Source organism: Sinomonas cyclohexanicum, from assembly GCF_020886775.1.
Lineage (GTDB): Bacteria > Actinomycetota > Actinomycetes > Actinomycetales > Micrococcaceae > Sinomonas > Sinomonas cyclohexanicum.
In genome coordinates this window covers 1,740,100-1,763,438 of record NZ_AP024525.1, presented here as the reverse complement: position 1 = coordinate 1,763,438, position 23,339 = coordinate 1,740,100, and the positions used below count along the sequence as shown (strand labels likewise).

Below are 23,339 nucleotides of genomic sequence, written 5' to 3'. Positions count from 1 at the left end.
GTCCATTCGACCACGGATGCTGCGGGGCGGGCGGCTGGCTGCGCCCGCCCCGCGGGGGCCCAGAGGGCCCGCCGATCAGACGGGCAGTCGCTTGCTGTAGTCCAGCGCGAGCACCGACACGCCCATCACGATCGCAGACCCGACGAAGTACAGCAGCGCCCAGGTGTAGCCACCGGTGGCACCGACAATGAGGCCGACGACGATCGGGGTGACGAAGCCGGCGATGTTGCCGCTGAGGTTCATGGCCCCGCCCAGGACGCCCGCGTTCGTACGGCCGCCCAGCGTCGCGGGGACAGCCCAGAAGAGGCCGACCCAGCGGAGGAAGAAGAGGACGACGGACAGGAGCGTGACGGCGGTGATCGGGTCTCCGACGATCGTCACTCCGACCAGCCCGCCGGCCACGATGACGCTCGAGATGCCGAGCAGCGCGCGCATCACGAGGTTGGCGCCGAGGCCCCGGGCGCGGAGCCGGTCCGCGAGGGTGCCTCCGAGGATCTCGCCGACGAAGCCGGCACCGAAGATCACCAGGGTCGACCAGCCGATCGAGTTGAGGTTGAAGCCCTTGGCCTGCGCAAGGTAGAGCGGGCCCCACGTGAGGAGCCCGTAGAAGACTCCGTTGAAGCCGAGCCAGCCGAGGCACATCGCCCAGAACGAGCGGAACTTCAGGTAGGGCATGAGTCCACGGCGCGTCGTGCCCCCGCCTGCCTTGGCCGCCTCATCCTCCTGGGCGTGCGAGGCCTCGATGTAGGAGGCCTCGGCGTCGTTGACGGCCCGGTGCGTGCGTGGGTTGTCCCGGACGTACCACCAGATGACGAGCCCGAGCACCACGGTCGCCATGCCGGCCAGGACGAACGCCATGCGCCATCCCCCGAAGGCGGCGATCAGCCAGGTGATGAGGATGGCGCCGACGCCGGCCCCGAGGGGAGCGCCCGCGTCGAGGATCGTCGCACCCCGGCCGCGCTCCTTCGAGTGCATCCAGATGGCGTTGAGCTTGCCGCCGGCGGGCATGACGCCCGCCTCGGTGACACCGATCGCCATGCGGGCGATGAACATGCTCAGGAATCCGCCGGCCATGCCGGACGCCGCGGTGGCCGCGCCCCAGCCCACGCAGGACGCCGTGACGACCCGCCGCGGGCCGAAGCGATCGATGAGCCAGCCGACGGGCACCTGCATCAGGGCGTAGGTCCAGAAGAAGGCTGACAGCAGGAGCCCGACGAGCTCCGGCCCGAGGTTGAACTCCTTCTGGATGATCGGCAGCGCGACCGAGATCGACCCCCGGTCGACGTAGTTGACGGTGACGAGGACGAGCAGCAGGATGAAGAGCTTCCATCGCACGTTGGTGCGCCTCGTGCTGCCCTTTGCCTTTGCCTCGGCGGCCAGGCGGGGCTCGCCGGTAGTTTCTTCTTGAAGGGACACGCGTCCTCCTTCACGACGGTGGGAAGGTGGCTCCCCTGAGCCGGGAGCCTGCCCGAGCGGGCGGTGCGCAACTTTGACGATCTATTTGGGATCCCGTTTTGGGATCCCAAGAGTGACTCTACGGTGTGGCCCCGCACACAGTCAATAGTTTGGGATCCCAATTTGGGATCCCGTCGTCAAGGTCGACCGGCCTTTCGAGAGAGAAGGCGCGCGCCACCTGTTCAGGTGCCGCGCGCCCACTCATTCAGCCGCGCTTCCGCCCCTCAGGCGTGGTCCCGCCAGGAGTGGCGCGGCTCGTAGCCGAGCAGCCTGCGCGCCTTCTCGATGCCGAGGAGCGTCTCGTGCTCCGCGAGCGCGTGGGTCACGTCGACGTCCGGGAACACCTCGGCAGCGAGCGAGGCCGAGCTTCGTGACATGACCGTGTCCGCCGCGGCGATGATGTACGCCTCGAAGCCCGGGCGTGCGGCGTCGAGCGCCTTCTCGACCGCCTGCGCGCCGTCGCGGGCGTCGATGTAGCCCCACAGGTTCCATTTGCGCAGCGACGGGTCGGCGTCGAACGACGGGAACGCGGCATAGTCCTCGGGGACCATCACGTTCGAGAACCGCAGGCCGCTGATGCTCAGCTGCGGATCCCACCGGCACAGCTCGGCGGCCATCTGCTCCTCGAGGTGCTTGACCAGCGAGTACGTGCTCTCGGGCCGGGCCGGGTACTCCTCGTCGACGGGGATGTACGGCGGCGGGACGTCGAAGGGCAGGCCCAGCACGGTCTCGCTCGAGGCATAGACGATCCGCTTGATGCCGGCGCGCCGCGCCCCCTGGAAGACGCTGTAGGTCGAAAGCATGTTGTTCCGGAACGTCGCCGAGTCAGGCTGGAGGCCGGGCGCCGGGATCGCGCCGAGGTGCACGACGGCGTCGAGCCCCCGGTGCCTGTCATCGACGCCCGCGAGCGCGTCGGCCACCTGCCCGTAGTCCGTGAGGTCGGTCCGGATGAACCCTGGGTCCCGCTCCCCCACCACGTCGAGGTTCCACACCGTGTGGCCCGCCTCGCGCAGGTGGGCGAGGACAACCCGCCCCAACTTGCCGCTTCCGCCTGTGAGAGCAATCTCCATGGGTCCATCTTTGCCGGAAACGGACGACGGCGGCACCCCTGGTGGGTTCGAAAGCCCACCTGGAGTGCCGCCGTCGCACGGTGCTGGTGCAGCAGTGCTGCCCGCGAGTGCGGTGGATCAGGCCACGGCAGCGGTCGCGCGGACCGACTCGAGCGCCTTGGTCCAGACCACGAGCTGGTCGATCATCGGGTCCACCGAGGCGGCCTGCATCTCAGTCGGCGCGAACGTCGAGAAGTCCTTGAAGTCGGTGAACAGGGAGAACATGCCCGTCTTCTGGACGTGCGCCACCTGGAGCTCGGAGAGGATGCCGCGCAGGTGCTCGACGGCGCGGACGCCGAACGCCGAGCCGTAGGAGACGATGCCGGCGGCCTTGTTGTTCCACTCGGCGTTGAGGTAGGACAGGGCGTTGGAGAGCGCCGGCGCCACCGAGTGGTTGTACTCGGGGGTGACGAAGATGAAGCCGTCGAACTCGTCGATGCGGGCCGAGAACGCCTTGGTGTGCTCGTTGCTGTACTGCTGGTAGCCGGCCGGGACGGCCTCGTTCAGGAGCGGGAGCTGGAAGTCGGCGATGTCGACGAGCTCGAACTCGACCTCGGGCTGGCGCTCCTGGGCGCGGGCCACGACCCACTCGGCGACCTGGCGGTTGTTGCGGCCGGGGCGGGTGCTGCCGGTCATGACTGCGATCTTGCTCATGTGCACTCCTTGTTGACGCATCAATCAAAACTTGATGAGTCAACTGAACCACGTGCATAATTGATATGTCAAATACACCCTGGGGGACTTGAGGAGAGACCGTGACCACGCCCGGAGAGACCAAGGCCGAGCCGCGCTGGCTCGATGCGCGCGAGAAGGACGTGTGGCTGGCCCTGCGCCGGCTCATGTGGGGCCTGACCCCCGCGATCGACCGCCAGCTCACCCGTGATTCGCGCCTGTCCGGGCCGGAGTACTCGGTCCTCGCGACCCTCTCCGAGTGTCCCGACGGGGTACTGCGCTCGGGCACCGCGGCCCAGGAGCTCGGCTGGGAGCGCAGCCGCCTCTCCCACATCCTGCGGCGCATGGAGGCCAAGGGCCTCATCTCGCGCACATGCTCGGCCGACGACGCGCGGGGGCAGGACGTCCACCTCACCGACGTAGGCCGCGCCGCGATCGTCGAGGCCGCGCCGGGGCACGTCGAGCTCGTCCGCCGCACGGTCTTCGATCCGCTCACCCCCGCCGAGCAGGCCGCGTTGCTGTCCGCATGCGAGAAGATCTCCGCGGCGATCGAGGCCGAGGGGTGCGGGGCGGCCGCGTGCGAAGAAGAGCAGGACCCAGGAGACCGGGCCGCGGGCGGAGTGCCCGCGCGGTAGGGTCTGGAGGCTTGGACGCGCACCATGGCCAGGACAACCCGGGCAGCGCCTAGACTGGCTCAGGTGACCTGGCATCGCACCGCATCCCAGTGGTTCCGGCTCCCCGCAGGCTCCCTGTGGGACGTCCTCGCGGATCTCCGCCGCTGGCCCGATTGGAATCCCGCCGTCGCCGAGGCGTCGCTCGACGGCCCGCTGGCCGAGGGCGCCACGGGCCACTACGTCCCCGCCAGCAGGCTCATGGGCGGCCTGCACCGGCGCACCGCGCCGGCCTTCACGGTCACCGGGGCCGAGCCAGGGAAGCGCCTCGCCTTCCGGCAGCCCCAGCCGGGCCGCGGCTGGCAGGACGTGTCATGGACCCTCGAGGAGCGCGACGGCGGCACCCTGTTCACCCAGAGCGTGGTCCTCGACGGCCCGCTCGCCCAGCAGTTCGGGCTCACCGCCGGCGAGCCCCTCGTGCGCGGGTTCGCGGCGCAGTGCGCCCGGCTGTACCGGCTCGCCGCGACGGACTCCCCCACGGATGCGCACGACGCCGAGCCTCCCCGCGCGCTCACGGTCCTCGCCGGCGGCAGCGGCAGCCTCGGGACCCTGCTCGCCGCGGACCTCACGTGCTCGGGCCACGAGGTGGCGGTCCTCACCCGCTCGTTCAAGCCCTCCCCGTTCCGCCAGATCATCTGGGACGGACGGAGCCAAGGCGAGTGGACGGCGGAGCTCGGCGCCCACGAGCGGCTCAACATCGTCAACCTCTCTGGGGTGAGCCTCGACCGTCCCGGCACCGAGGAGAACCTCGCGCTGCTGCGCGAGACCCGCGTTGAGCCAACGCGGGCCCTCGTGACGGCCAGCCGCGGATGGCCGCGGCCCGTCGAGCGGTGGGTGCAGCAGAGCGCCGTCGGGATCTACGGCGACTCGCCCGAGCCCATGGACGAGTCCACCCCGCCGCCCGCCGACGCGCGGGGGCTGGCCCGGGTGGTCCGGGACTGGGAGGCGGCGTTCGACGGCGCCGCGGCCGTCCACTCGACCGTGCTGCGCACCGGCGTCGTCCTCGAGCGCGACGCCGAGATCCTCGCCCGGCTCACGACCCCCGCACGCATGGGCGCGGGCGGGCACCTTGGCACGGGCGCGCAGTGGTTCAGCTGGATCCACGCCGCCGACTGGCTCCGGATCGCCCGGGCGGCCCTCGGCCTGCCGCTTTCCGCGGGCGAAGGGACGCTCGAGCTGCCGGACGGCGTCGTGAACGCGACGTCCCCGCAGCCGGTCCAGAATCGGGAGCTCATGGCGCACATCCGGGAGTTCGTCGGGATGCCGGTGGGGATCCCCGCCCCCGCGGGCCTGCTGCGCGCCGTCGCGGGCGTGCTCCGCACCAATCCCGATCTGGCGCTGGACAGCGTCCGGGCACTGCCCGGGGTCCTCAAGGCTGCCGGGTTCGAGTTCCGCTACCCGCAGCTCGCCGCCGCGTTCCGCGAGATGGGCGCGTAGCGCTGCCTCCGCGGGCGCCGGCCGGTGATCAGCGGCCGGCCGCGTAGCCGGACATCCCCCGCGGATTCGCGGCGGCGCGCAGCACCCCGGTCAGGGGATCGCGTGCCACGGCGCACAACCGGCCGATCTGCCAGTCGCCCGTCATGCCGATGACGTGTCCCCGCTGCCGCAGCGCGTCGATGGTCTCCGCCCCGAAGCGCCCCTCGAAAAGGGCGACGCCGGGCTGGTGCTCGTGCGGATAGAAGCTCGACGGCGCGTGCACGGAGTGGAAGGCAGGCGCGTCGATCGCCTCCTGGAGGCCCGCGCCACGGAGTGCGAGGTCGAGGAAGAAGTGCGGCTGCCACTGGTCCTGCTGATCTCCGCCCGGCGAACCGAACGCCAGCACCGCCTCGCCGTTGCGCGTCGCGAGCGACGGCGAGAGCGTGGTCCGGGGGCGCTTTCCCGGCGCGAGCGCGTTGGGCAGCCCGTCCTCGAGCCAGGCCATCTGGAGCCTCGTGCCGAGGGGGAATCCGAGTTCGGGGATCACCGGCGAGCTCGAGAGCCAGCCGCCGCTGGGCATGGCCGAGACCATGTTCCCCCACTGGTCCACGACGTCGATGTGGACGGTGTCCGTACGCGCCCTTCCCTCGCGGTCCGGCAGCGCGGCGGCCTCGAGGAGCGCGCGGACGGCGTTGGGCTCGCCGAGCCCGTTGACCCCGGCTGCGTCGAAGCCGCAACGGACCACGAGGTCAGGAAGCCGTGGGACCCGGCCCGCGGGCGAACCGGGCCGCAGCTCGTGGGACGCGGACTCGCCGATGAGCCGGGCCCGCTCGGCCGCGTAGTCGCGCGAGAGGAGGACCTCCGCCGGGACGTCGGGACTGTCCCCGTACCAGGCCTCGCGGTCCGCAAGAGCGAGCTTGGTCGCCTCCAGCAGCGTGTGGAGATAGCCTTCCGTGCCGGGGGCCAGGGCGCCTTCGCCGAATCCGGGAACCGCGTCGAGGATGGCCAGCTGCTGCAGGAACACGGGCCCTTGGGTCCAGAACCCGCACTTGTGGACCGTCCAGCCGCGGAAGTCGACCGAGACCGTGGGCTCGTAATGCGGCCGCCACGCCGCGAGGTCCTGTGCCGTGAGGAGGCCAGCGTGCGCCGTGCCGCTCGAGTCATGCCGGGGAACCCGGCAGAACGCGTCGATCGCCTCCGCCACGAAGCCCTCGGTCCATTCGCGCACGACGGCGCCGATCGCCTCCGCGCGTCCCCCGCCCTGCGCCGCGGCCTGGGATTCGGCGGCGGCGAGACGTCGCCAGGTGCCAGCGAGCGCGGGATTGCGCAGGAGGCCTCCTGCAGGGACCGGCGCGCCCCCCGGCGCGTACAGGGCCGCAGAGGTGGGCCAGTGGTCGCGGAAGTGCGGGGCCATCCTGGCGAGGACCGCGGCGAGGCCCTCGCCCACCGGGAGGCCGACCTCGGCCACTCGGAGGGCCGGGCCGAGCACGTCGGCGAGGGGAAGGGTCCCGTGGTCGGCGAGGAGGGTGAGCCAGCCGAGCGTCGAGCCCGGGATGGCCGCGGGCAGCAGCCCGGTGCCGGGCACGTGGGCCAGGCCCAGCGCGTGGAAGGCTGCGATGGTCGCGGCGGCCGGGGCCGGACCCTGGGCGCAGAGCACCTGCGGTTGGGACCCCGGGCGCGCGAAGATGAGCGTCATGTCGCCGCCGGGGCCGTTCTGCTGCGGTTCCGCGGCCTGCAGCGCGAAGCCGGCGGCAGCGGCGGCGTCGAACGCGTTCCCTCCCCGCTCGAGCATGGCCATGCCGGCCTGGGCTCCGATCCAGTGCGTCGCGGAGACCATGCCGAGCGTGCCGGCGAGCTCGGGCCGCGTGGTGAACTCCATCACCCCACGCTAGCCCGCCCGGGCCCTACCAGACGTGAGGGGCGGGCCGGCGGGTGCTCGGGAGCGCGTTCTCCTCGCGCCACGCGTGCAGGAACTCGGGGAGCACGAGGTCGACGGGCGGCTGGCCCATCTCTTCGAAGATCTCCTCGTTGGCCACGGGTCCGCCCTTCGACACCAGGCGCGTGGCGATGTACGCGCGGGCGTACACCTCGCCGTCGGCCACCATGCGCTGCTCGAAGAAGATGGCCTTCTCGTCGAAGCCGATGATCTTCGACTCGATCGTGTACGCCTGCCACAGCTGCAGGGACTTGCGGAAGGTGATCGTCTCGAGGTTCACCACCGGGCTCCAGCCCCGCGCCCGGATGCGGTCCCACACCCGGGCCCGCACCATGAGGTCGAACCGGCCCAGGTCCATGAGCGAGAAGTACATGCCGTTGTTGACGTGCAGGGCGATGTCGATGTCCGTGGGGAGGACGCGCAGCGCCAGGGACGACGTCCCCCAGATGCTCAGGGGCGGGCGGCGTCGCGAGGTGATCAGGAGCACGAGGGTGCGCAGGAGCAGATGCATGCCTCAATGTTACCTATGAGTAACCAGAGGCCCGCTCCCCCGGTGCGCGGACGTCACTCGCCTGTGAGCACCGGGATGAGGCGATCGATCACCCCTGGGTCCTCGATGGTCGAGGGGACGGTGTACTCATCGCCGTCCGCGATCTGCCGCATGGTCTTGCGCAGGATCTTGCCCGACCGGGTCTTGGGCAGCGCGTCGACGACGATGGCCTGCTTGAAGTCCGCCACCGGGCCGATCTGCTTCCGCACGAGCGCCACGAGCTCCGGCACGAGCTGCTCCTCGGCCGTCTCGACGCCTGCCTTGAGGACCACGTAGCCGACGGCGCGCTGCCCCTTGAGCGAGTCCTTGAGGCCGATCACGGCGCACTCGGCCACCGCGGGGTGGCCCGCGAGTACGGCCTCGATGGCGCCGGTCGAGAGGCGGTGCCCGGCGACGTTGATGATGTCGTCGGTCCGGCCCATCACGAACACGTAGCCGTCCGCGTCGCGGTACCCGGAGTCCCCGGTCGCGTAGTATCCGGGGAATGCGGAGAGGTAGGAGGCGATGTAGCGCTCGTCGTTGTGCCACAGCGTGCTGAGCGTGCCCGGCGGGAGCGGCAGCCGCAGGACGATGTTGCCCTCCTCGCCCGGCTCGACGGGCTCGCCCGCGCCGTCGAGGATGTCGAGGGCGTAGCCCGGCATCGGGACCGACGGGGACCCCGCCTTGAGCGGGAGGTCCTCGAGGCCGCGGGGGTTGCCGCAGATCGCCCATCCGGTCTCGGTCTGCCACCAGTGGTCCACCACGGGCACCCCGAGCTTCTCCCCCGCCCACCGGTACGTCTCGGGGTCGAGCCGCTCGCCCGCGGCGTAGAGGCGCACGAGGGTCGAGGTGTCATGGTCGGCCAGGAGCGCCGCCTCCGGGTCCGCGCGGCGGATCGCGCGCAGGGCCGTGGGCGCGGTGAACAGGACCTTGACTCCGTGGTCGGCCACGACGCGCCAGAACGCCCCGGCGTCGGGCGTGCCCACGGGCTTGCCCTCGTACAGCACGGTCGTGGCGCCGGCCAGGAGCGGGCCGTACACGATGTAGGAGTGGCCCACGACCCAGCCGACGTCGGACGCGGTCCACATCACCTCGCCCGGGCCCACGCCGTAGAGGTTCTTGAGCGTCCACGAGAGCGCGACGGCGTGCCCGCCGTTGTCGCGCTGGACCCCCTTGGGCGTCCCCGTGGTGCCGGACGTGTAGAGGATGTACAGGGGGTCCGACGCCGCGACGGGCACCGGGGCGGCCGGCGCAGCGGCTCCGAGCGCCGCGTCGAAATCGTCCCACCCGGGATGGTCGGCGAGCTGGTGGGCGAACCCGTCGCGGACCTTGACCACCACGCCGACTTCTGGCATCTCGGCGATCTCGAGCGCCTCCGCGACGGCAGGCAGGTACTCGACGCGGCGGTTCGGCTCGATGCCGCCGCTCGCGGTCACGATGAGCGTGGGCCGGGCGTCCCTGATCCGGGCGGCGAGCTCGCGCGGGGCGAAGCCGCCGAATACCACCGAGTGCACCGCGCCGAGGCGCGCGCACGCGAGCATCGCGATGGCGGCCTCGGGGATCATCGGCATGTACACGACGACGCGGTCGCCCTTCCTGACGCCGCGTGCGGCGAGCGCACCGGCGAAACGCGCCACGAGGTCGGTGAGCTCGGCGTACGTGTAGGTGCGCTGAATGCCGAGGACCGCGGAGTCGTACACGAGAGCGGCAGCGTCACCGCGGCCGGCCTCGACGTGGCGGTCGAGCGCGTTGTAGGCAGTGTTCAGGGTGCCGCCGGGGAACCACCGGTACAGCGGCGGCTCCGAGGCGTCGAGCGCCGCGGTCGGCGCCTCGACCCAGTCCACGGCCTTCGCCGCGTCGAGCCAGAAGGCCTCCCGGTCGGACAGGCTCTCGCGGTAGGCCTCGGCGTACCGTCCCATCTCCTGCGTCACGTCGGTCCCCTGCGTCACTGTGGCACTCCTCACGTCTAGGTGTTCCCAGCGTAGGACAGCAACGGATCAGCCACAAGGGCCGATGTATACATTTGAGTCAAACTATTGAGCCATTTCTCCTTGCACTCGCGTCTGTGAAGTGTCAATGTATACAGAGAACCCATCGAGGCCCCGCCGACGAATGACCGAGAGGAGTCCCATGAAGGCCAGCGACCGCGCCTACACGGCTCTCCGCGACGACATCGTCGAGTGGCGCCTTCCCCCGGGCACCCTCCTGGGCGAGGTCGAGCAGTCCGAGCGCCTCGGGATCTCCCGGACGCCTCTGCGCGAGGCCCTCGCCCGCCTCACCGCGGACGGGCTCGCGTCGGCCCAGCGGGGCCGCGGAGTCGTCGTGAGCGACATCTCCCTCGCCCACATCGACGAGCTGTTCGAGCTGCGCGAGGCGCTCGAGTCCAAGGCCGCCGCCCTCGCGGCGCTGCGCGGCGACCATGAGCGCTTCGCCGACCTGCGCGACCGCTTCGCGGCGGCGCCCGAGCTCCTGACCGACGACGACCCGCAGCGCCACGAGTACTACGCGCTCGCCGCCGAGCTCGACGCCGCGATCAACGACGCGATCGGCAACTCGTACCTCACGCAGTCCCTCGAGGGCCTCCGCGTGCATCTCACCCGCGTGCGGCGCCTCGCGAAGGACGACGCCGCGCGGCTGAGGCAGGCGGCGACCGAGCACGCCGCGATCGCCGGCGCCATCGCGGACGGCAACGCGCACCTCGCGGCCGCCGCGACCGCCGTCCACCTGAACAACAGCCTTAACCACATCAAGAACGCCAGCGCGCAGCCCCACCCGAGCCACCCCGACACCCACCCCGAACGAGAGGTCTGAACATGGTTGAGATGCACAAGGTCCGCGTCTACAAGAGCGAAGAGAACCTGCCCCGCGAGGACCAGCTCGCGCACAAGATCGCGAAGGTCGCGGCCGACCCGGTCGAGGTCACCGACGAGGTGACCGAGATGATCATCAACCGCATCATCGACAACGCGTCCGTCGCGATCGCATCGCTCAACCGCGGGCCCATCATCGCCGCGCGGGCGCAGGCGCTCAGCCACGCGCCGTCGTCCGGCGGGAAGGGCGCGCTCGTGTACGGCGTCACCGACCGCGTTTCCCCCGAGTGGGCGGCGTGGGCCAACGGCGTGGCCGTGCGCGAGCTCGACTACCACGACACGTTCCTCGCGGCGGAGTACTCCCACCCGGGCGACAACATCCCGCCGATCCTCGCCGTGGGCCAGCACGTCGGCTCGACCGGGCGCGACCTCATCCGCGGCATCGCGACCGGTTACGAGATCCAGGTGGACCTCGTGAAGGCCATCAGCCTCCACAAGCACAAGATCGACCACGTGGCCCACCTCGGCCCGTCCGCCGCGGCCGGCATCGGCACGCTGCTCGGCCTCGACGTCGAGACCATCTTCCAGGCCGTGGGCCAGGCCCTGCACACGACGACGGCGACCCGCCAGTCCCGCAAGGGCGAGATCTCCACGTGGAAGGCCCACGCCCCGGCCTTCGCGGGCAAGATGGCCGTCGAGGCCGTGGACCGCGCCATGCGGGGCCAGACCTCCCCCGTGCCGATCTACGAGGGCGAGGACGGCGTCATCGCGTGGCTGCTCGACGGGCCCGACGCCGCGTACGAGGTCCCGCTGCCCGCCGAGGGCGAGGCGAAGCGCGCGATCCTCGACACGTACACGAAGGAGCACTCGGCCGAGTACCAGGCGCAGGCGTGGATCGACCTCGCCCGCAAGCTGCACCGCGAGCACCCCGAGGTGACCGACCCGGACAACGTGGCGAGCATCCTCATCAAGACGAGCCACCACACCCACTACGTCATCGGCTCCGGGGCCAACGACCCGCAGAAGTACGATCCCACGGCGTCCCGCGAGACTCTGGACCACTCGATCCCGTACATCTTCGCCGTGGCCCTCCAGGACGGCGCGTGGCACCACGTGGACTCCTACTCCCCCGAGCGCGCCGGCCGGCCCGACACGGTCGCGCTGTGGCACAAGGTCGCCACGGAGGAGGACCCCGAGTGGACCCGCCGGTACCACTCGCTCGACATCTCGGAGAAGGCGTTCGGCGGCTCGGTGGTCATCACCCTCGCGGACGGGACAGTGATCGAGGACGAGATCGCGGTGGCCGACGCGCACCCGCTCGGCGCGCGCCCGTTCGGCCGCGAGCAGTACATCGCCAAGTTCCGGACCCTTGCCGCGGACGCCGTGGCGCCCGAGGAGATCGAGCGGTTCCTCGGCGCCGTCCAGCGCCTCCCCGAGCTCGGCGCGGGCGAGCTCGACCAGCTCAATATCGTGGCCAAGGACGGCGTGATCGACCTCGCGTCCGCCCCCAAGGGCCTGTTCTGAGAGAGGACGCACCGATGCTGTACTCCACCACGACCCCGGAGCAGAAGCGGGCGAAGCTCCGCGAGATCCTCTCCTCGGGCACGATCCAGCAGTTCCCGGGGGCGTTCAGCCCTCTCTCCGCGCGGCTGATCGAGGAGAAGGGCTTCCCCGGGGTGTACATCTCCGGGGCGGTCCTCGCCAACGACCTGGGGCTGCCGGACATCGGTCTCACGACCCTCACCGAGGTGGCCACCCGTGCGGGCCAGATTGCGCGGATGACCAACCTCCCCGCCATCGTGGACGCTGACACCGGGTTCGGCGAAGCCATGAACGTGGCCCGCACCGTCCAGGAGCTCGAGAACGCCGGCCTCGCCGGCATGCACATCGAGGACCAGGTCAACCCGAAGCGCTGCGGCCACCTCGACGGCAAGGCGGTCGTGGACCTCGACACCGCGCTCCAGCGCGTCCGGGCCGCCGCGGAAGCACGGCGTGATCCGAACTTCCTCATCATGGCGCGCACCGACATCCGCGCCACCGGCGAGGGGGCCGCCGGGCTGGACGCCGCCGTCGAGCGCGTCAAGGCGCTCGTGGACGCCGGGGCCGACTCGATCTTCCCCGAGGCCATGGGCACCCTCGACGAGTTCAAGGCCATCCGGGACGCCGTGGACGTCCCGGTCCTGGCGAACATGACCGAGTTCGGCAAGAGCCGCCTGTTCACGGCGGACGAGCTGGCCGGCGTCGGGATCAACCTCATCATCTACCCCGTGACCCTGCTGCGAATCGCGATGGGAGCGGCCGAGCGGACGCTCGAGACGATCAGGGCCGAGGGCACCCAGGAGGCCCGCGTGCCCGAGATGCTCACTCGCGCCCGCCTCTACGAGCTGGTTGACTACGAGGCGTACAACCGTTTCGACACCGGCGTATTCAATTTTCAGGTTCCGGGCCGATACTGAAGGCCAGTGGCCCACTGACTAAGGAGTCCTGCGATGACCCAGGCGCCAAGCACTGCACAGAGCGATAGCGCGATCAAGAAGGGCCTTGCCGGCGTGGTGGTGGACTTCACCGCCATCTCGAAGGTCAACCCCGAGACCAACTCGCTGCTCTACCGCGGCTACCCGGTCCAGGAGCTGGCGGCCCGCTGCAGCTTCGAGGAGGTCGCCTACCTGCTCTGGTACGGCGAACTGCCCACCCGCGAGCAGCTGTCCGAGTTCGAGGCGCGGGAGCGCGCCGGCCGGAAGCTCGATCCCCTCCTGAAGCAGGTCGTGGACGAGATGCCCGACACCTGCCACCCGATGGATGTGTGCCGCACCGCGGCGAGCGTCCAGGGCGCCCGCCACCCCAAGGCCGGCGACTCGTCGCACGAGGCGAACCTCGCCAAGGCGGTCGAGCTGTTCGCCGCGATGCCCGCCGTTGTGGCGTACGACCAGCGGCGCCGCCGCGGCCAGGGCGTCATCGAGCCCCGCGACGATCTGGGCTACTCGGCGAACTTCCTGTGGATGACGTTCGGCGAGGAGCCGGCGCCCGAGGTGGTCCGGGCGTTCGAGGTCTCGATGATCCTCTACGCCGAGCACTCGTTCAACGCCTCCACCTTCACCGCACGCGTCATCACCTCGACGCTCTCCGACCTGCACTCCGCGGTCACCGGCGCGATCGGCGCCCTCAAGGGCCCGCTCCACGGCGGCGCGAACGAGGCCGTCATGGAGACGTTCGAGGAGATCGGGATCCGGGCGGACGAGACGCACGAGCAGGCCAAGGTCCGGGCCAAGGCCTGGATGGATGAGGCGCTCGCGGCCAAGAAGAAAGTCATGGGATTCGGCCACCGCGTGTACAAGCACGGCGACTCGCGGGTGCCCACCATGAAGGCGGCCCTCGACGACCTCATCGCGTTCTACGGCCGCCCCGAGGTCCTCGGCCTCTACGACGGGCTCGAGCAGTCCATGGACGAGGCCAAGGGCATCAAGCCGAACCTCGACTACCCCACGGGCCCGGCCTACCACCTCATGGGCTTCGACATCCCCACGTTCACGCCGCTGTTCGTGGCGAGCCGGATCGTGGGTTGGACGGCGCACATCATGGAGCAGGTCGAGAACAACGCGCTCATCCGCCCGCTCTCGGCCTACAACGGGCCGGACGAGCGGCACCTCGACTGACGGAGTGCCTTCAGGCGGACTCCCGCCAGGGGCTCACGAGCTCACCGGGCCACGAGGTCACTGGGTCACTAGGTCACTAGGTCACTAGGTGTACTTCCCCGACACGTTGTGAACATCTGAGGTAGGAAGGCCTCCGCGGCAGGATGTGGGTTACCACACTCACATTCGTCACCACGGAGGCCTTCGTGACCCACGCTAACGCGCCTTTGACCCTGAAGGGCGTCGTCGTCTCTCTGTCCTGGTCGTCGAACACGGCTGGTCGCTGCGGCGAGCGGCGGAGCGGTTCCAGTGTTCTCCGGCGACTGCGAAGCGCTGGGCCGACCGGTATCGGGCCGGACTGGGGCTGACAGACCGCAGCTCTCGCCCGCATACCTCGCCATCGCGATTGCCTCGCCGCACTGAACGCCGAATCATCGCGCTGCGCTTCACCCGTCGTTGGGGGCCGCACCGAATCGCCTACCACCTGCACCTTGCCCGATCGACGGTCGGGCGTGTCCTGGCCCGGTACCAGATGCCGCTTCTGAAAGCCGTGGACCAGTCGACCGGCCTGCCCGTGCGCAGACCCAGGCCCAAACGCTACGAGGTCTCCGCGCCGGGCCAGCTCGTGCACGTGGACATCAAGAAGCAGGGCAGGATCCCGGACGGCGGCGGATGGCGCGTCCATGGCCGCGGGTCCACGCAGGACCGCAGGGCAGATGCCGCCCGTGACCGGGCCGCCCGGGCCGGAGCCGCCGGATCACGCGGCTACCGTTACCTGCACCATGCGATCGATGACCACTCCCGTGTCGCGTACTCGGAGATCCTCGACGACGAGCGCAAAGAGACCGCCGCGGCCTTCTGGACCCGTGCGAACGCCTTCTTCGCCACGCTCGGGGTCACTGTGACGGCGGTGATGACTGACAACGGTTCCTGCTACCGCTCATACGCGTTCGCGAACGCCCTGGGCGATATCAAGCACAAGCGGACCAAGCCCTACAGGCCGCAGACCAACGGCAAGGTAGAACGCTTCAACCGCACCCTGGCCACCGAATGGGCATACGCCGCCGCCTATGACAGCGAACAAGCGCGAGAGGCGACCTACCAGGACTGGATCCACCACTACAATCACCACAGACCCCACACCGGCATCGGCGGCCAAGTCCCCTCGGCCCGCGTTCACAACCTCACGGGGAAGTACAACTAGGTCACTGGCCGAGGACAACGAAACGGGCCACCGTCTCGTTGTCCTCGGCCATTTCCACGTAGAAGTCGGCGACGGTCCCCGACAGCACGATCGGCAGCCAGTGGTCGGCGTCCTGCCACATGTGGGCCACCGGCAGCTCGTCCGCCGGGTACCACGCGGGCGCGATCTCCTCGCTCTCGGTGACCTCGCCGTCCCAGCTGCTGCACGTGAACATCCAGCACTGCATGTCCCACTCCGGGCGGACGGGGAAGCGGAAGTCGACGGTCCCCGCCGGGGTGAGCAGCGCGACGTCGAGCACGACGCCGGCCTCCTCCTCGAGCTCGCGGGCGGCGGCCTCCGCGGGGGTCTCCCCCGCCTCGAGGTGGCCGCCGAGGCCCACGACCTTGCCGCGCCCGAATCCGCGCTTCTTCCGCCCGAGCAGGACCTCGCGCCCGGCGGGGCCCTCGCGCAGGAGGAAGCAGAGGGCCACCGGCGTGCCTGTCATCGCCCGGCCCCGGTCATCCCCTGGCCCTCGGGTGGGCTGCGGCGTACACCTCGCGGAGCGTGTCCGCGGTCACGAGCGTGTACACCTGCGTGGTGGTGACGGACGCGTGCCCGAGGAGCTCCTGGACCACGCGCACGTCCGCGCCGCCCTCGAGGAGGTGGGTCGCGAATGAGTGGCGCAGCGTGTGCGGGGAGACGTCACGGTTGATCTGGGCCTTCTCGGCCACATCCTTGAGGATGGTCCATGCGCTCTGGCGGCTCAGGCGGCCGCCGCGCGCGTTGAGGAACAGCGCCGGCGTCCCGGCGCCCTTGGCCACGAGGGCCGGCCGCGCGCGGACGATGTACGCATCGAGCGCGCGCGCCGCGTAGGAGCCGATGGGCACGAGGCGCTCCTTGGAGCCCTTGCCGAACAGCCGCACGACGGCGGGTCCCCCATCGGCCGCCTCGAGCCGGAGGTCGTCCACGTCGAGGCCCACGGCCTCGCTGATGCGGGCCCCGGTCGCGTAGAGGAACTCCAGGAGCGCACGGTCCCGCAGGCCGGCCGGGGTGTCCGCGCCGGCCGTCTCGAGGATGCGGGTCACCTCGTGGATCGTGATGGCCTTGGGCAGCCGCTGTCCAGCCAGCGGCGGGTGGACATCCGCGGCGGGATCGTCCGCCGTCGTGCCCTCGAGCGCCCAGAACCGGTGCAGTCCGCGCACGGCGACCACCGTCCTGGCCGCGGAGCGCGCCGTGAGGGGGCTGCCGCCGTCGGTCCCGTCCCGAAGGGCCTGTGCGAAGCCGCCCACGTGCCGCCGCTCGACGCGCGACGGCGCCGCAACGCCCTCCCGCGCGAGGTGCGCCCCGTAGCGGGCCAGATCACGCCGGTAGGCCGAGAGGGTGTTGGCGGCGAGGCCGCGCTCGACGGCGAGGTGACGGAGGTAGTCCTCGATACCGCGCCGGAGTGCCGCCGGGAGCTCGGGCTGGGTCGCCCGCTCGGGCTGCGTCGGCTGCTCAGGCTGGGTCGGCGTGCCTGCGCCGGCGAGGATCGGGCCGGGAAGGATCGGGTCAGCGGCCTGCATCAACGGCCCGCCTCAGCGCTGCGCCGGGTGGGCAGGCCACGGGGTGCCGCAAGGGCGCAGCGAGCCGAACCCGGTGCGGCGCGCGGCGTCGGCGGCCAGGATCGCAACGACCGCGCTCGGGTTGTGGAGCCTGCCGGCGAGCACCGCGCGGACGGCGTGGTCGAGGTCTACCCAGGCGAACTGGATCTCCGCCTCCTCAGCGGTGCGCTCGTGCCGGTCGGAGTGTGGGATCTCGTGCAGGCCACGTGCGAGGAAGATGCGGATCGCCTCGCTCGAGGAGCCGGGCGAGGTGAAGAAGTCCACGAGGACGTCCCACTCGGAGGCGCGCAGGTCCGCCTCCTCGGCGAGCTCGCGGGCGGCGGCGTCGAGGTTCGACTCGCCGTCCACGTCGAGCAGCCCTGCCGGGATCTCCCACAGGTCCATGCCCACGGGGTGCCGGTACTGGCGCAGCATGAGGATGCGCCCGTCGTCGTCCATCGGCAGGATCGCCACGGCCCCGGGGTGTTCGATGTAGTCGCGGTGCAGGACGCCTGAGCCCTCGGAGAGCTCGAAGGCATCGCTGCGGACGTCCCAGATGCGGCCCTCGTAGGCCGTGTCCGAGGACAGCACGCGCCGCGGGCTCAGCGCGTCCTCGACGTCCTGCCCGTGGTGGACGGCGGCCGAGTCGGCGCCGTGCCCCGGCGCGTGCGTGCCCACGGCGACTACTTGCCCTTGCCCGCGCCGGCGGGGGCCTTGGCGGCGGCGTTGGCGCCGTTGGCCGCGTCAGCACCCGAGTCGGCGGCGGGAGCCTTCGCAGCGGCGGCCGGGGTGCCCCCGGCCTTCTGGTGCTCGAGGGCAGCCTTGACGAGGCCCACGAACAGCGGATGCGGGCGCGTGGGGCGGGAACCGAGCTCGGGGTGGGCCTGGGTGGAGACGTAGTACGGGTGCACGTCCTTGGGGAGCTCGGCGAACTCGACGAGCCGGCCGTCCGGCGAGGTGCCCGAGAAGACGAGGCCCTTCTCGGCGATCTGCTCGCGGTAGGCGTTGTTGACCTCGTAGCGGTGGCGGTGGCGCTCGGAGACCTTGGTGGTCCCGTACGTCTCGGCGACGACCGAGCCGTCCGCGAGGACGGCGTCGTAGAGGCCGAGGCGCATGGTGCCGCCCATGTCCCCCTTGCCCTCGACGATGTCCAGCTGCTCCGCCATCGTGGCGATGACGGGGTGCTTCGAGTCCGGCTCGAACTCGCTCGAGGACGCCCCGTCGAGCCCCACCACGTTGCGGGCGTACTCGATGACCATGCACTGCAGGCCGAGGCAGAGGCCGAGGGTCGGGAGCTTGCTCTCGCGGGCGAGAGTCAGCGCGCCGAGCTTGCCCTCGAGCCCGCGGATCCCGAAGCCGCCCGGGACGAGGATCGCGTCGACGCCGTCGAGCGCCTTCTTCGCGCCGGCGGGTGTCTGGCACTCGTCCGAGGCGACCCAGCGGATGTTGACCTTGGTGTCGTTCGCGAAGCCGCCGGCGCGCATCGCCTCCGTGACGGACAGGTACGCGTCCGGCAGGTCGATGTACTTGCCGACGAGGGCGATCTCGACCTCGTGCTTCGGGTGGTGGACGGCCTCGAGGAGACGGTCCCACTTGGCCCAGTCGACGTCCTTGAACGGCAGGTCGAGGGCGCGCACGATGTACGAGTCGAGGCCCTGTGCGTGCAGCACCTTGGGGATGTCGTAGATGCTCGGCGCGTCCGGGCAGTTGATCACGGCGTCGGTGTCGACGTCGCACATGCGGCCATCTTGTCCCGCATCGCATCCGGGATCTCCCGGTCCGAGCGGACCACGATCGCGTCGGGCTGGATGCCGATCGAGCGCAGGGCAGCGACAGAGTGCTGGGTCGGCTTGGTCTTGAGCTCCTGCGACGGGCCGATGTACGGCACGAGGGAGACGTGGACGAAGAACACGTTGCCGCGGCCCACGTCCTGGCGGACCTGGCGGGCCGCCTCGAGGAACGGCTGCGACTCGATGTCGCCCACCGTGCCGCCGATCTCGGTGATGATCACGTCGGGGGCGTTCTCGCCCTCGGCCGGCAGGCGCATGCGCCGCTTGATCTCATCGGTGATGTGCGGGATGACCTGGACGGTGTCGCCGAGGTACTCGCCGCGGCGCTCCTTGGCGATCACGGTCGAGTAGACCTGACCCGTGGTCACGTTGGCGGAGCCGTCGAGGGACTCGTCGAGGAACCGCTCGTAGTGGCCGATGTCGAGGTCGGTCTCGGCACCATCCTCGGTCACGAAGACCTCGCCGTGCTGGAACGGGTTCATCGTCCCGGGATCGACGTTGAGGTAGGGATCAAGCTTCTGCATCGTGACAGAGAGGCCGCGTCCGCGCAGCAGGTGGCCGAGGCTGGAAGCCGTCAGGCCCTTCCCGAGCGAGGAGGCCACGCCACCAGTCACGAAGATCTGCTTGGTCGTCTTGGCGGAGTCTGAGAAACGGGAATGAGTTCGCTGCACCACGGAATACCAGCATAACAGCCCCCACCGTCGCAATGGGCCGCCGCGCCGGAACCCGGCGACCGGATCGGCCTGACCCGACCCTGAGCCGGGTCAGCGTGCGGCGCCGGCCCGCGCGGACTGGGCGTCCTCAAGGAGCTCGAGGGCGTGGGCCCGGGCGCTGGCGGAGTCCTCCTGCCCCGCGAGCATGCGCGCGAGCTCCACGACGCGCTCTGCCTCGTCCAGCACGCGCACGTCGCTTGAGGTCACGCCCTCGACGCCGCCCGCGCCGCGACCCGAGGCGACCGAGGTCTTGATCACAGTGATGTGGCGGTCCGCGAACGCGGCGACCTGAGGCAGGTGGGTCACCACCAGGACCTGGACGTGCCGGGCGAGCATCGCAAGCCGGCGGCCGATCTCCACGGCTGCGCGGCCGCCCACACCCGAGTCGACCTCGTCGAACACGAACGTCGGCACCGGGTCCACGGCGGCGAGGACCACCTCGATCGCGAGCATGACCCGCGAGAGCTCGCCGCCCGAGGCGCCCTTGCCGAGCGGCCGCGCAGGGGCCCCGGCGTGCGGCTGCAGGAGGATCGCCACGGTGTCCGCGCCGTCCGGGCCCAGCTCGCCGGTCTCCTCGACGTCCACGCGCAGCGTGGCGTCCGGCATGGCGAGCGCGGTGAGCTCATCGCTCACCCGCTCCGCGAGCTCCCCCGCCGCGGAGCGGCGGCGTTGGGTCATCTCTCCGGCCAGCTCGCGCAGCCGGGCCTCGTCCTGGGCGATCTTCTCCGTGAGCGACTCGACGCGCCCGTCGTCGTCCTGGAGCTCGAGGAGGCGCCGCTGGCCCTCGTCGGCCCACGCGATGACCTCGTCGAGCGTCGGCGCGTACTTGCGCGTGAGGCCGCCGAGGGCGGCGCGGCGCTCCTCGACCTCGGCAAGCCGCCCCGGGCCCTCGGTGTCCAGGGACGCGGCATAGCTCGCGAGTTCCTGTGCGACGTCGGCGAGGATGTAGCCGACGTCGGCGAGGCGCTCCGCCGAGGCGCCCAGGGCGGCGTCGTGCTCCGCGACGTGCTCGAGGGTGCGGCGGGCGCCGTCCACGAGCGTCGTCGCGTCGGAGGCCTCGCCGAACTCCTCCGCCACGAGCGCCTCGTGCGCCTGCTGGGCCGCGACGCGGAGGGCCTCGGCGTGGGCCAAGCGCGCGGCCTCGGCCTTGAGCGTCTCGTCCTCGCCCGGCTGGGGATCCACCTCGGCGATCTCGGCCAGCGCGGACTCGAGCGATGCCGCCTCGCGGATCCGCTCCCGCGAGGAGGAGGACAGATCCTCGAGCTCGCGGCGGGCGGCCGTCCACGAGGCGAACAGCCCCGCGTAGTCGTCCCGCACCGCCGCGAACGACTCGCCCGCGAACGTGTCGAGCGCGTGGCGCTGGGCGGCGGGGCTCTTGAGGCGCAGCTGCTCGGACTGCCCATGGATCACGACGAGCTGCGCGCCGACCTCGGCAAGCGCCCCGACCGGAGCCGAACGGCCGCCGAGATGCGCCCTGCTGCGCCCGTCTGCGCCCACGGTGCGGGCCAGGAGGAGCTCCGCCGCGCCGTCGTGCTCCTCGACGTCGGCGCCGGCCTCCTGGGCACGCACGACGGCGGCGTGGCCCGGTTCCAGCCGGACGGTCGCCTCCGCGACGGCGGACTTCGCGCCGGTCCTGACGGCACCGGCGTCCGAGCGGCCGCCGAGCAGGAGGCCGAGCGCGGTGACCACCATGGTCTTGCCCGCGCCGGTCTCGCCGGTCACGACACTGAGCCCGGGCCCCAGCGGCAGTGAGGCGTCGGTGATGACTCCCAGGTCGCGGATCCGCAGTTCCTCGATCATGTGTGCTCCTGCTTCGGTTCATCGGCATCCGCGATGCTCGCATCGACGGGGCCGCCGTGGCTGTGCGAAGCGCCCTCCTCGGTCCCCTGTGGCGTCCAGGCCACCGGTGGCACCTCGGGCACCATCGGGCCGAGCCCGGCGTGGGGACCGCCGGGTACGGGTCCGCGCCAGCCGTGGATCGGCAGCTCGAACTTGCGCACGAGGCGGGCGGAGAACGGCGTCGTGCTCGTGCGGGCGAGCCTCACGGGCACGGGCGACTTGGTCACCTCGACGCGCGCCCCGGGCGGGAGGTCCACGGAGCGCCGGCCGTCGCACCACAGCACGCCGTGGGCGTCGGTGCGGCCCAGGATCTCGACGGCGAGGGTCGAGCGCGGCGAGACCACGAGAGGCTTCGCGAACAGCGCGTGGGCGCTGATGGGCGTGATGAGCAGAGCCTCGACCTCGGGCCACACGATGGGGCCTCCGGCCGAGAACGCGTAGGCCGTGCTGCCCGTGGGCGTCGCCAGGACGATCCCGTCGCAGCCGTAGGACGTGAGCGGCTTGCCGTCCACCTCGGTCACGACCTCGATCATCCGCTCCCGGCTGGCCTTCTCGATTGCGGCCTCGTTGAGCGCCCACGTGTGCGCGACCATGGCACCGCGGTGCCACACCGTGACGTCGATGGTCATGCGCTCCTCGACGGAGTAGCTGCGCGACGCGATCCACTGGACCGTCTGCGCAAGATCGGCCCGCTCGCTCTCCGCGAGGAAGCCCACGTGGCCCAGGTTCACTCCGAGGAGCGGCACGTCCACGTGGCGCACCAGCTCGGCCCGCGCGCAGGATCGTGCCGTCTCCGCCCAAAACCATGACGAGCTCGACGTCCTCGAGCTCCACGTCGACGCCGAGGACCTCCGTGGGGTGGTCCAGCCCATCGAAGCGTTCCTCGAGCCGCGCCTGCTGGCCCGCCGGCATGACCGGCGACAGCCCGGAGCCGTGCAGCTGGGCCGCTGCCTCGCGCGCGGCGATCATCGAATCTTCGCGCCCCATGTGGGCGAGCAGCAGGATACGACGTGTCACGCTGGTGTCTCCTCGTGGTGGACGGTGGGCCAGGCGTCCTCGACCCACGACGCCGGGCTGGCCGCCGGCGCTGTCGCGTTCCCCTCGTCGGCGGGGCGGCTCAGCCACAGGAAGTACTCGACGTTCCCGTCCTGGCCCGGAAGCGGGCTCACGGCCAGTCCGCGCAGCGCCAGCCCCACGCCGGCCGCCGCCTCCGCGACGGAGGTGACCGCGCGGCGTCGTTCGCTGTCCGATCCGACGACGCCGGTGCGCGCCAAGCGCTCCCGGCCCACCTCGAACTGGGGCTTGACCATGACCAGGAGGTGTCCCCCGGGTCGGTGCAGGCAGCGAGCGGGGCGAGGACGAGGGTGAGCGAGATGAAGGACAGGTCTGCGACGGCGAGGGCGGCGGTGCCGCCGATGTCCGCGGGCGTCATCTCGCGCACGTTGAGGCCCTCATGCACGCGCACGCGGGGGTCGTGGCGGAGCGATTCGACGAGTTGACCATGCCCCACGTCGACGGCAACCACCTCGGCGGCGCCCGCCTGGAGGAGGACGTCGGTGAATCCGCCCGTCGAGGCGCCGGCGTCGAGACACCGAGCCCCGCGCGGATCGACGGCGGGGAAGGCGGCCAGGGCACCGGCCAGCTTGTGGCCTGCCCGGCTCGCGTACCGGCCGTGCTCGGTTGCCGCAACCTCAATTGCCGCCTGGTCCGCGACCGGGTGGGACGATCGCGTCACCGCCGCGCCGTCCACACTCACCGCGCCGTCCGCGATCAGCTTCGCGGCCTGGGTGCGCGAGCGGGCCAGCCCGCGGCGCACGAGTTCCGTGTCGAGGCGCGCCACGCTACTCCGCCGGTTCCGCGTCGAGGATCTCGGTGAGGGCGTCGTGGAACGCCTCGAAGGCGGCAGCGCGGTCCTCGAGCGGGAGCCCATCCGCGGCCTCGAGCTCCGCGAGGGCGGCCCGCGCATCGGGCTGCAGCAGCTGTGGATCCTCGCTCATGCGTCCC

At 71.3% G+C, this 23,339-nt stretch carries 19 protein-coding genes and 3 pseudogenes; 7 read left to right on the top strand and 15 right to left on the bottom strand.

Annotated features, from left to right (window positions below):
• Window positions 1-75: 75 nt before the first annotated feature.
• The 3 genes from SCMU_RS08470 to SCMU_RS08460 all read right to left on the bottom strand — a co-directional run bounded on the left by SCMU_RS08470 (window position 76) and on the right by SCMU_RS08460 (window position 3,218).
• Entirely contained in the window at window positions 76-1,416 is a 1,341-nt protein-coding gene (locus tag SCMU_RS08470; protein ID WP_229232557.1) for an MFS transporter, read from the bottom strand.
• 263 nt (window positions 1,417-1,679) lie between these two features.
• Window positions 1,680-2,525, bottom strand: a complete 846-nt coding sequence (locus tag SCMU_RS08465) for an NAD-dependent epimerase/dehydratase family protein (protein WP_229232556.1) — start codon at window positions 2,523-2,525, stop codon at window positions 1,680-1,682.
• 117 nt (window positions 2,526-2,642) lie between these two features.
• On the bottom strand, window positions 2,643-3,218 hold the full coding sequence (locus tag SCMU_RS08460; protein WP_229232555.1) for an NADPH-dependent FMN reductase: 576 nt from the start codon (window positions 3,216-3,218) through the stop codon (window positions 2,643-2,645).
• A 101-nt stretch (window positions 3,219-3,319) separates the two neighbouring features.
• Here SCMU_RS08460 and SCMU_RS08455 point away from each other — a divergent pair, with 101 nt between their 5' ends.
• Window positions 3,320-3,871: a MarR family winged helix-turn-helix transcriptional regulator gene (locus tag SCMU_RS08455; protein ID WP_229232554.1), complete on the top strand. Its 552-nt coding sequence runs from the start codon at window positions 3,320-3,322 to the stop codon at window positions 3,869-3,871.
• A 63-nt stretch (window positions 3,872-3,934) separates the two neighbouring features.
• Window positions 3,935-5,344 (top strand): DUF1731 domain-containing protein, encoded by a 1,410-nt coding sequence (locus tag SCMU_RS08450; protein WP_229232553.1) that lies wholly within the window; start codon window positions 3,935-3,937, stop codon window positions 5,342-5,344.
• A gap of 28 nt (window positions 5,345-5,372) precedes the next feature.
• Here the strand turns inward: SCMU_RS08450 and SCMU_RS08445 are convergent, their stop codons facing one another.
• The 3 genes from SCMU_RS08445 to SCMU_RS08435 are packed head-to-tail and all read right to left on the bottom strand — an operon-like array spanning window position 5,373 to window position 9,707.
• Window positions 5,373-7,202, bottom strand: a complete 1,830-nt coding sequence (locus tag SCMU_RS08445; RefSeq protein WP_229232552.1) for a gamma-glutamyltransferase family protein — start codon at window positions 7,200-7,202, stop codon at window positions 5,373-5,375.
• Between the two features lie 25 nt (window positions 7,203-7,227).
• On the bottom strand, window positions 7,228-7,770 hold the full coding sequence (locus tag SCMU_RS08440) for a thioesterase family protein (RefSeq protein ID WP_229232551.1): 543 nt from the start codon (window positions 7,768-7,770) through the stop codon (window positions 7,228-7,230).
• Window positions 7,771-7,823: 53 nt separating this feature from the next.
• Window positions 7,824-9,707 (bottom strand): AMP-binding protein, encoded by a 1,884-nt coding sequence (locus SCMU_RS08435; protein ID WP_229232975.1) that lies wholly within the window; start codon window positions 9,705-9,707, stop codon window positions 7,824-7,826.
• 211 nt (window positions 9,708-9,918) lie between these two features.
• Here SCMU_RS08435 and SCMU_RS08430 point away from each other — a divergent pair, with 211 nt between their 5' ends.
• The 5 genes and pseudogenes from SCMU_RS08430 to SCMU_RS08410 all read left to right on the top strand — a co-directional run bounded on the left by SCMU_RS08430 (window position 9,919) and on the right by SCMU_RS08410 (window position 15,434).
• Window positions 9,919-10,599, top strand: coding sequence for a GntR family transcriptional regulator (locus SCMU_RS08430; RefSeq protein WP_229232550.1), 681 nt, complete (start codon window positions 9,919-9,921; stop codon window positions 10,597-10,599).
• A 2-nt stretch (window positions 10,600-10,601) separates the two neighbouring features.
• A complete protein-coding gene (locus SCMU_RS08425; RefSeq protein WP_229232549.1) occupies window positions 10,602-12,122 on the top strand; it encodes an MmgE/PrpD family protein in 1,521 nt (506 codons plus the stop codon).
• Between the two features lie 14 nt (window positions 12,123-12,136).
• A complete protein-coding gene (gene prpB, locus SCMU_RS08420) occupies window positions 12,137-13,054 on the top strand; it encodes a methylisocitrate lyase (protein WP_229232548.1) in 918 nt (305 codons plus the stop codon).
• A 33-nt stretch (window positions 13,055-13,087) separates the two neighbouring features.
• Window positions 13,088-14,251: a bifunctional 2-methylcitrate synthase/citrate synthase gene (locus tag SCMU_RS08415; RefSeq protein ID WP_229232547.1), complete on the top strand. Its 1,164-nt coding sequence runs from the start codon at window positions 13,088-13,090 to the stop codon at window positions 14,249-14,251.
• Between the two features lie 185 nt (window positions 14,252-14,436).
• Window positions 14,437-15,434, top strand: a pseudogene (locus SCMU_RS08410) (IS481 family transposase).
• Window position 15,435: 1 nt separating this feature from the next.
• Here SCMU_RS08410 and SCMU_RS08405 read toward each other — a convergent pair.
• The 9 genes and pseudogenes from SCMU_RS08405 to SCMU_RS08365 form a co-directional block, all read right to left on the bottom strand.
• Complete coding sequence (locus SCMU_RS08405) at window positions 15,436-15,918, bottom strand: 8-oxo-dGTP diphosphatase (protein WP_229232546.1); 483 nt, start codon at window positions 15,916-15,918, stop codon at window positions 15,436-15,438.
• 13 nt (window positions 15,919-15,931) lie between these two features.
• Complete coding sequence (xerD, locus tag SCMU_RS08400) at window positions 15,932-16,975, bottom strand: site-specific tyrosine recombinase XerD (protein WP_229232545.1); 1,044 nt, start codon at window positions 16,973-16,975, stop codon at window positions 15,932-15,934.
• A gap of 12 nt (window positions 16,976-16,987) precedes the next feature.
• Window positions 16,988-17,599 carry an NUDIX domain-containing protein gene (locus tag SCMU_RS08395; RefSeq protein ID WP_443020288.1) on the bottom strand — a complete coding sequence of 204 codons (612 nt, stop codon included), beginning with the start codon at window positions 17,597-17,599 and terminating at the stop codon, window positions 16,988-16,990.
• 77 nt (window positions 17,600-17,676) lie between these two features.
• Window positions 17,677-19,475 (bottom strand): annotated as a pseudogene (gene pyrG / locus SCMU_RS08390) (CTP synthase).
• 72 nt (window positions 19,476-19,547) lie between these two features.
• Window positions 19,548-21,296: a DNA repair protein RecN gene (gene recN / locus SCMU_RS08385; protein WP_229232543.1), complete on the bottom strand. Its 1,749-nt coding sequence runs from the start codon at window positions 21,294-21,296 to the stop codon at window positions 19,548-19,550.
• Window positions 21,293-22,352: pseudogene (locus SCMU_RS08380) on the bottom strand (NAD kinase). Before SCMU_RS08380 ends, recN begins: the two are co-directional and overlap by 4 nt.
• Entirely contained in the window at window positions 22,349-22,504 is a 156-nt protein-coding gene (locus SCMU_RS21150) for a hypothetical protein (RefSeq protein WP_229232541.1), read from the bottom strand. Before SCMU_RS21150 ends, SCMU_RS08380 begins: the two are co-directional and overlap by 4 nt.
• Entirely contained in the window at window positions 22,501-23,175 is a 675-nt protein-coding gene (locus SCMU_RS08370) for a TlyA family RNA methyltransferase (RefSeq protein WP_229232540.1), read from the bottom strand. Before SCMU_RS08370 ends, SCMU_RS21150 begins: the two co-directional genes overlap by 4 nt.
• Window position 23,176: 1 nt before the next feature.
• Window positions 23,177-23,332: a hypothetical protein gene (locus tag SCMU_RS08365; protein WP_229232539.1), complete on the bottom strand. Its 156-nt coding sequence runs from the start codon at window positions 23,330-23,332 to the stop codon at window positions 23,177-23,179.
• Window positions 23,333-23,339 lie beyond the last annotated feature (7 nt).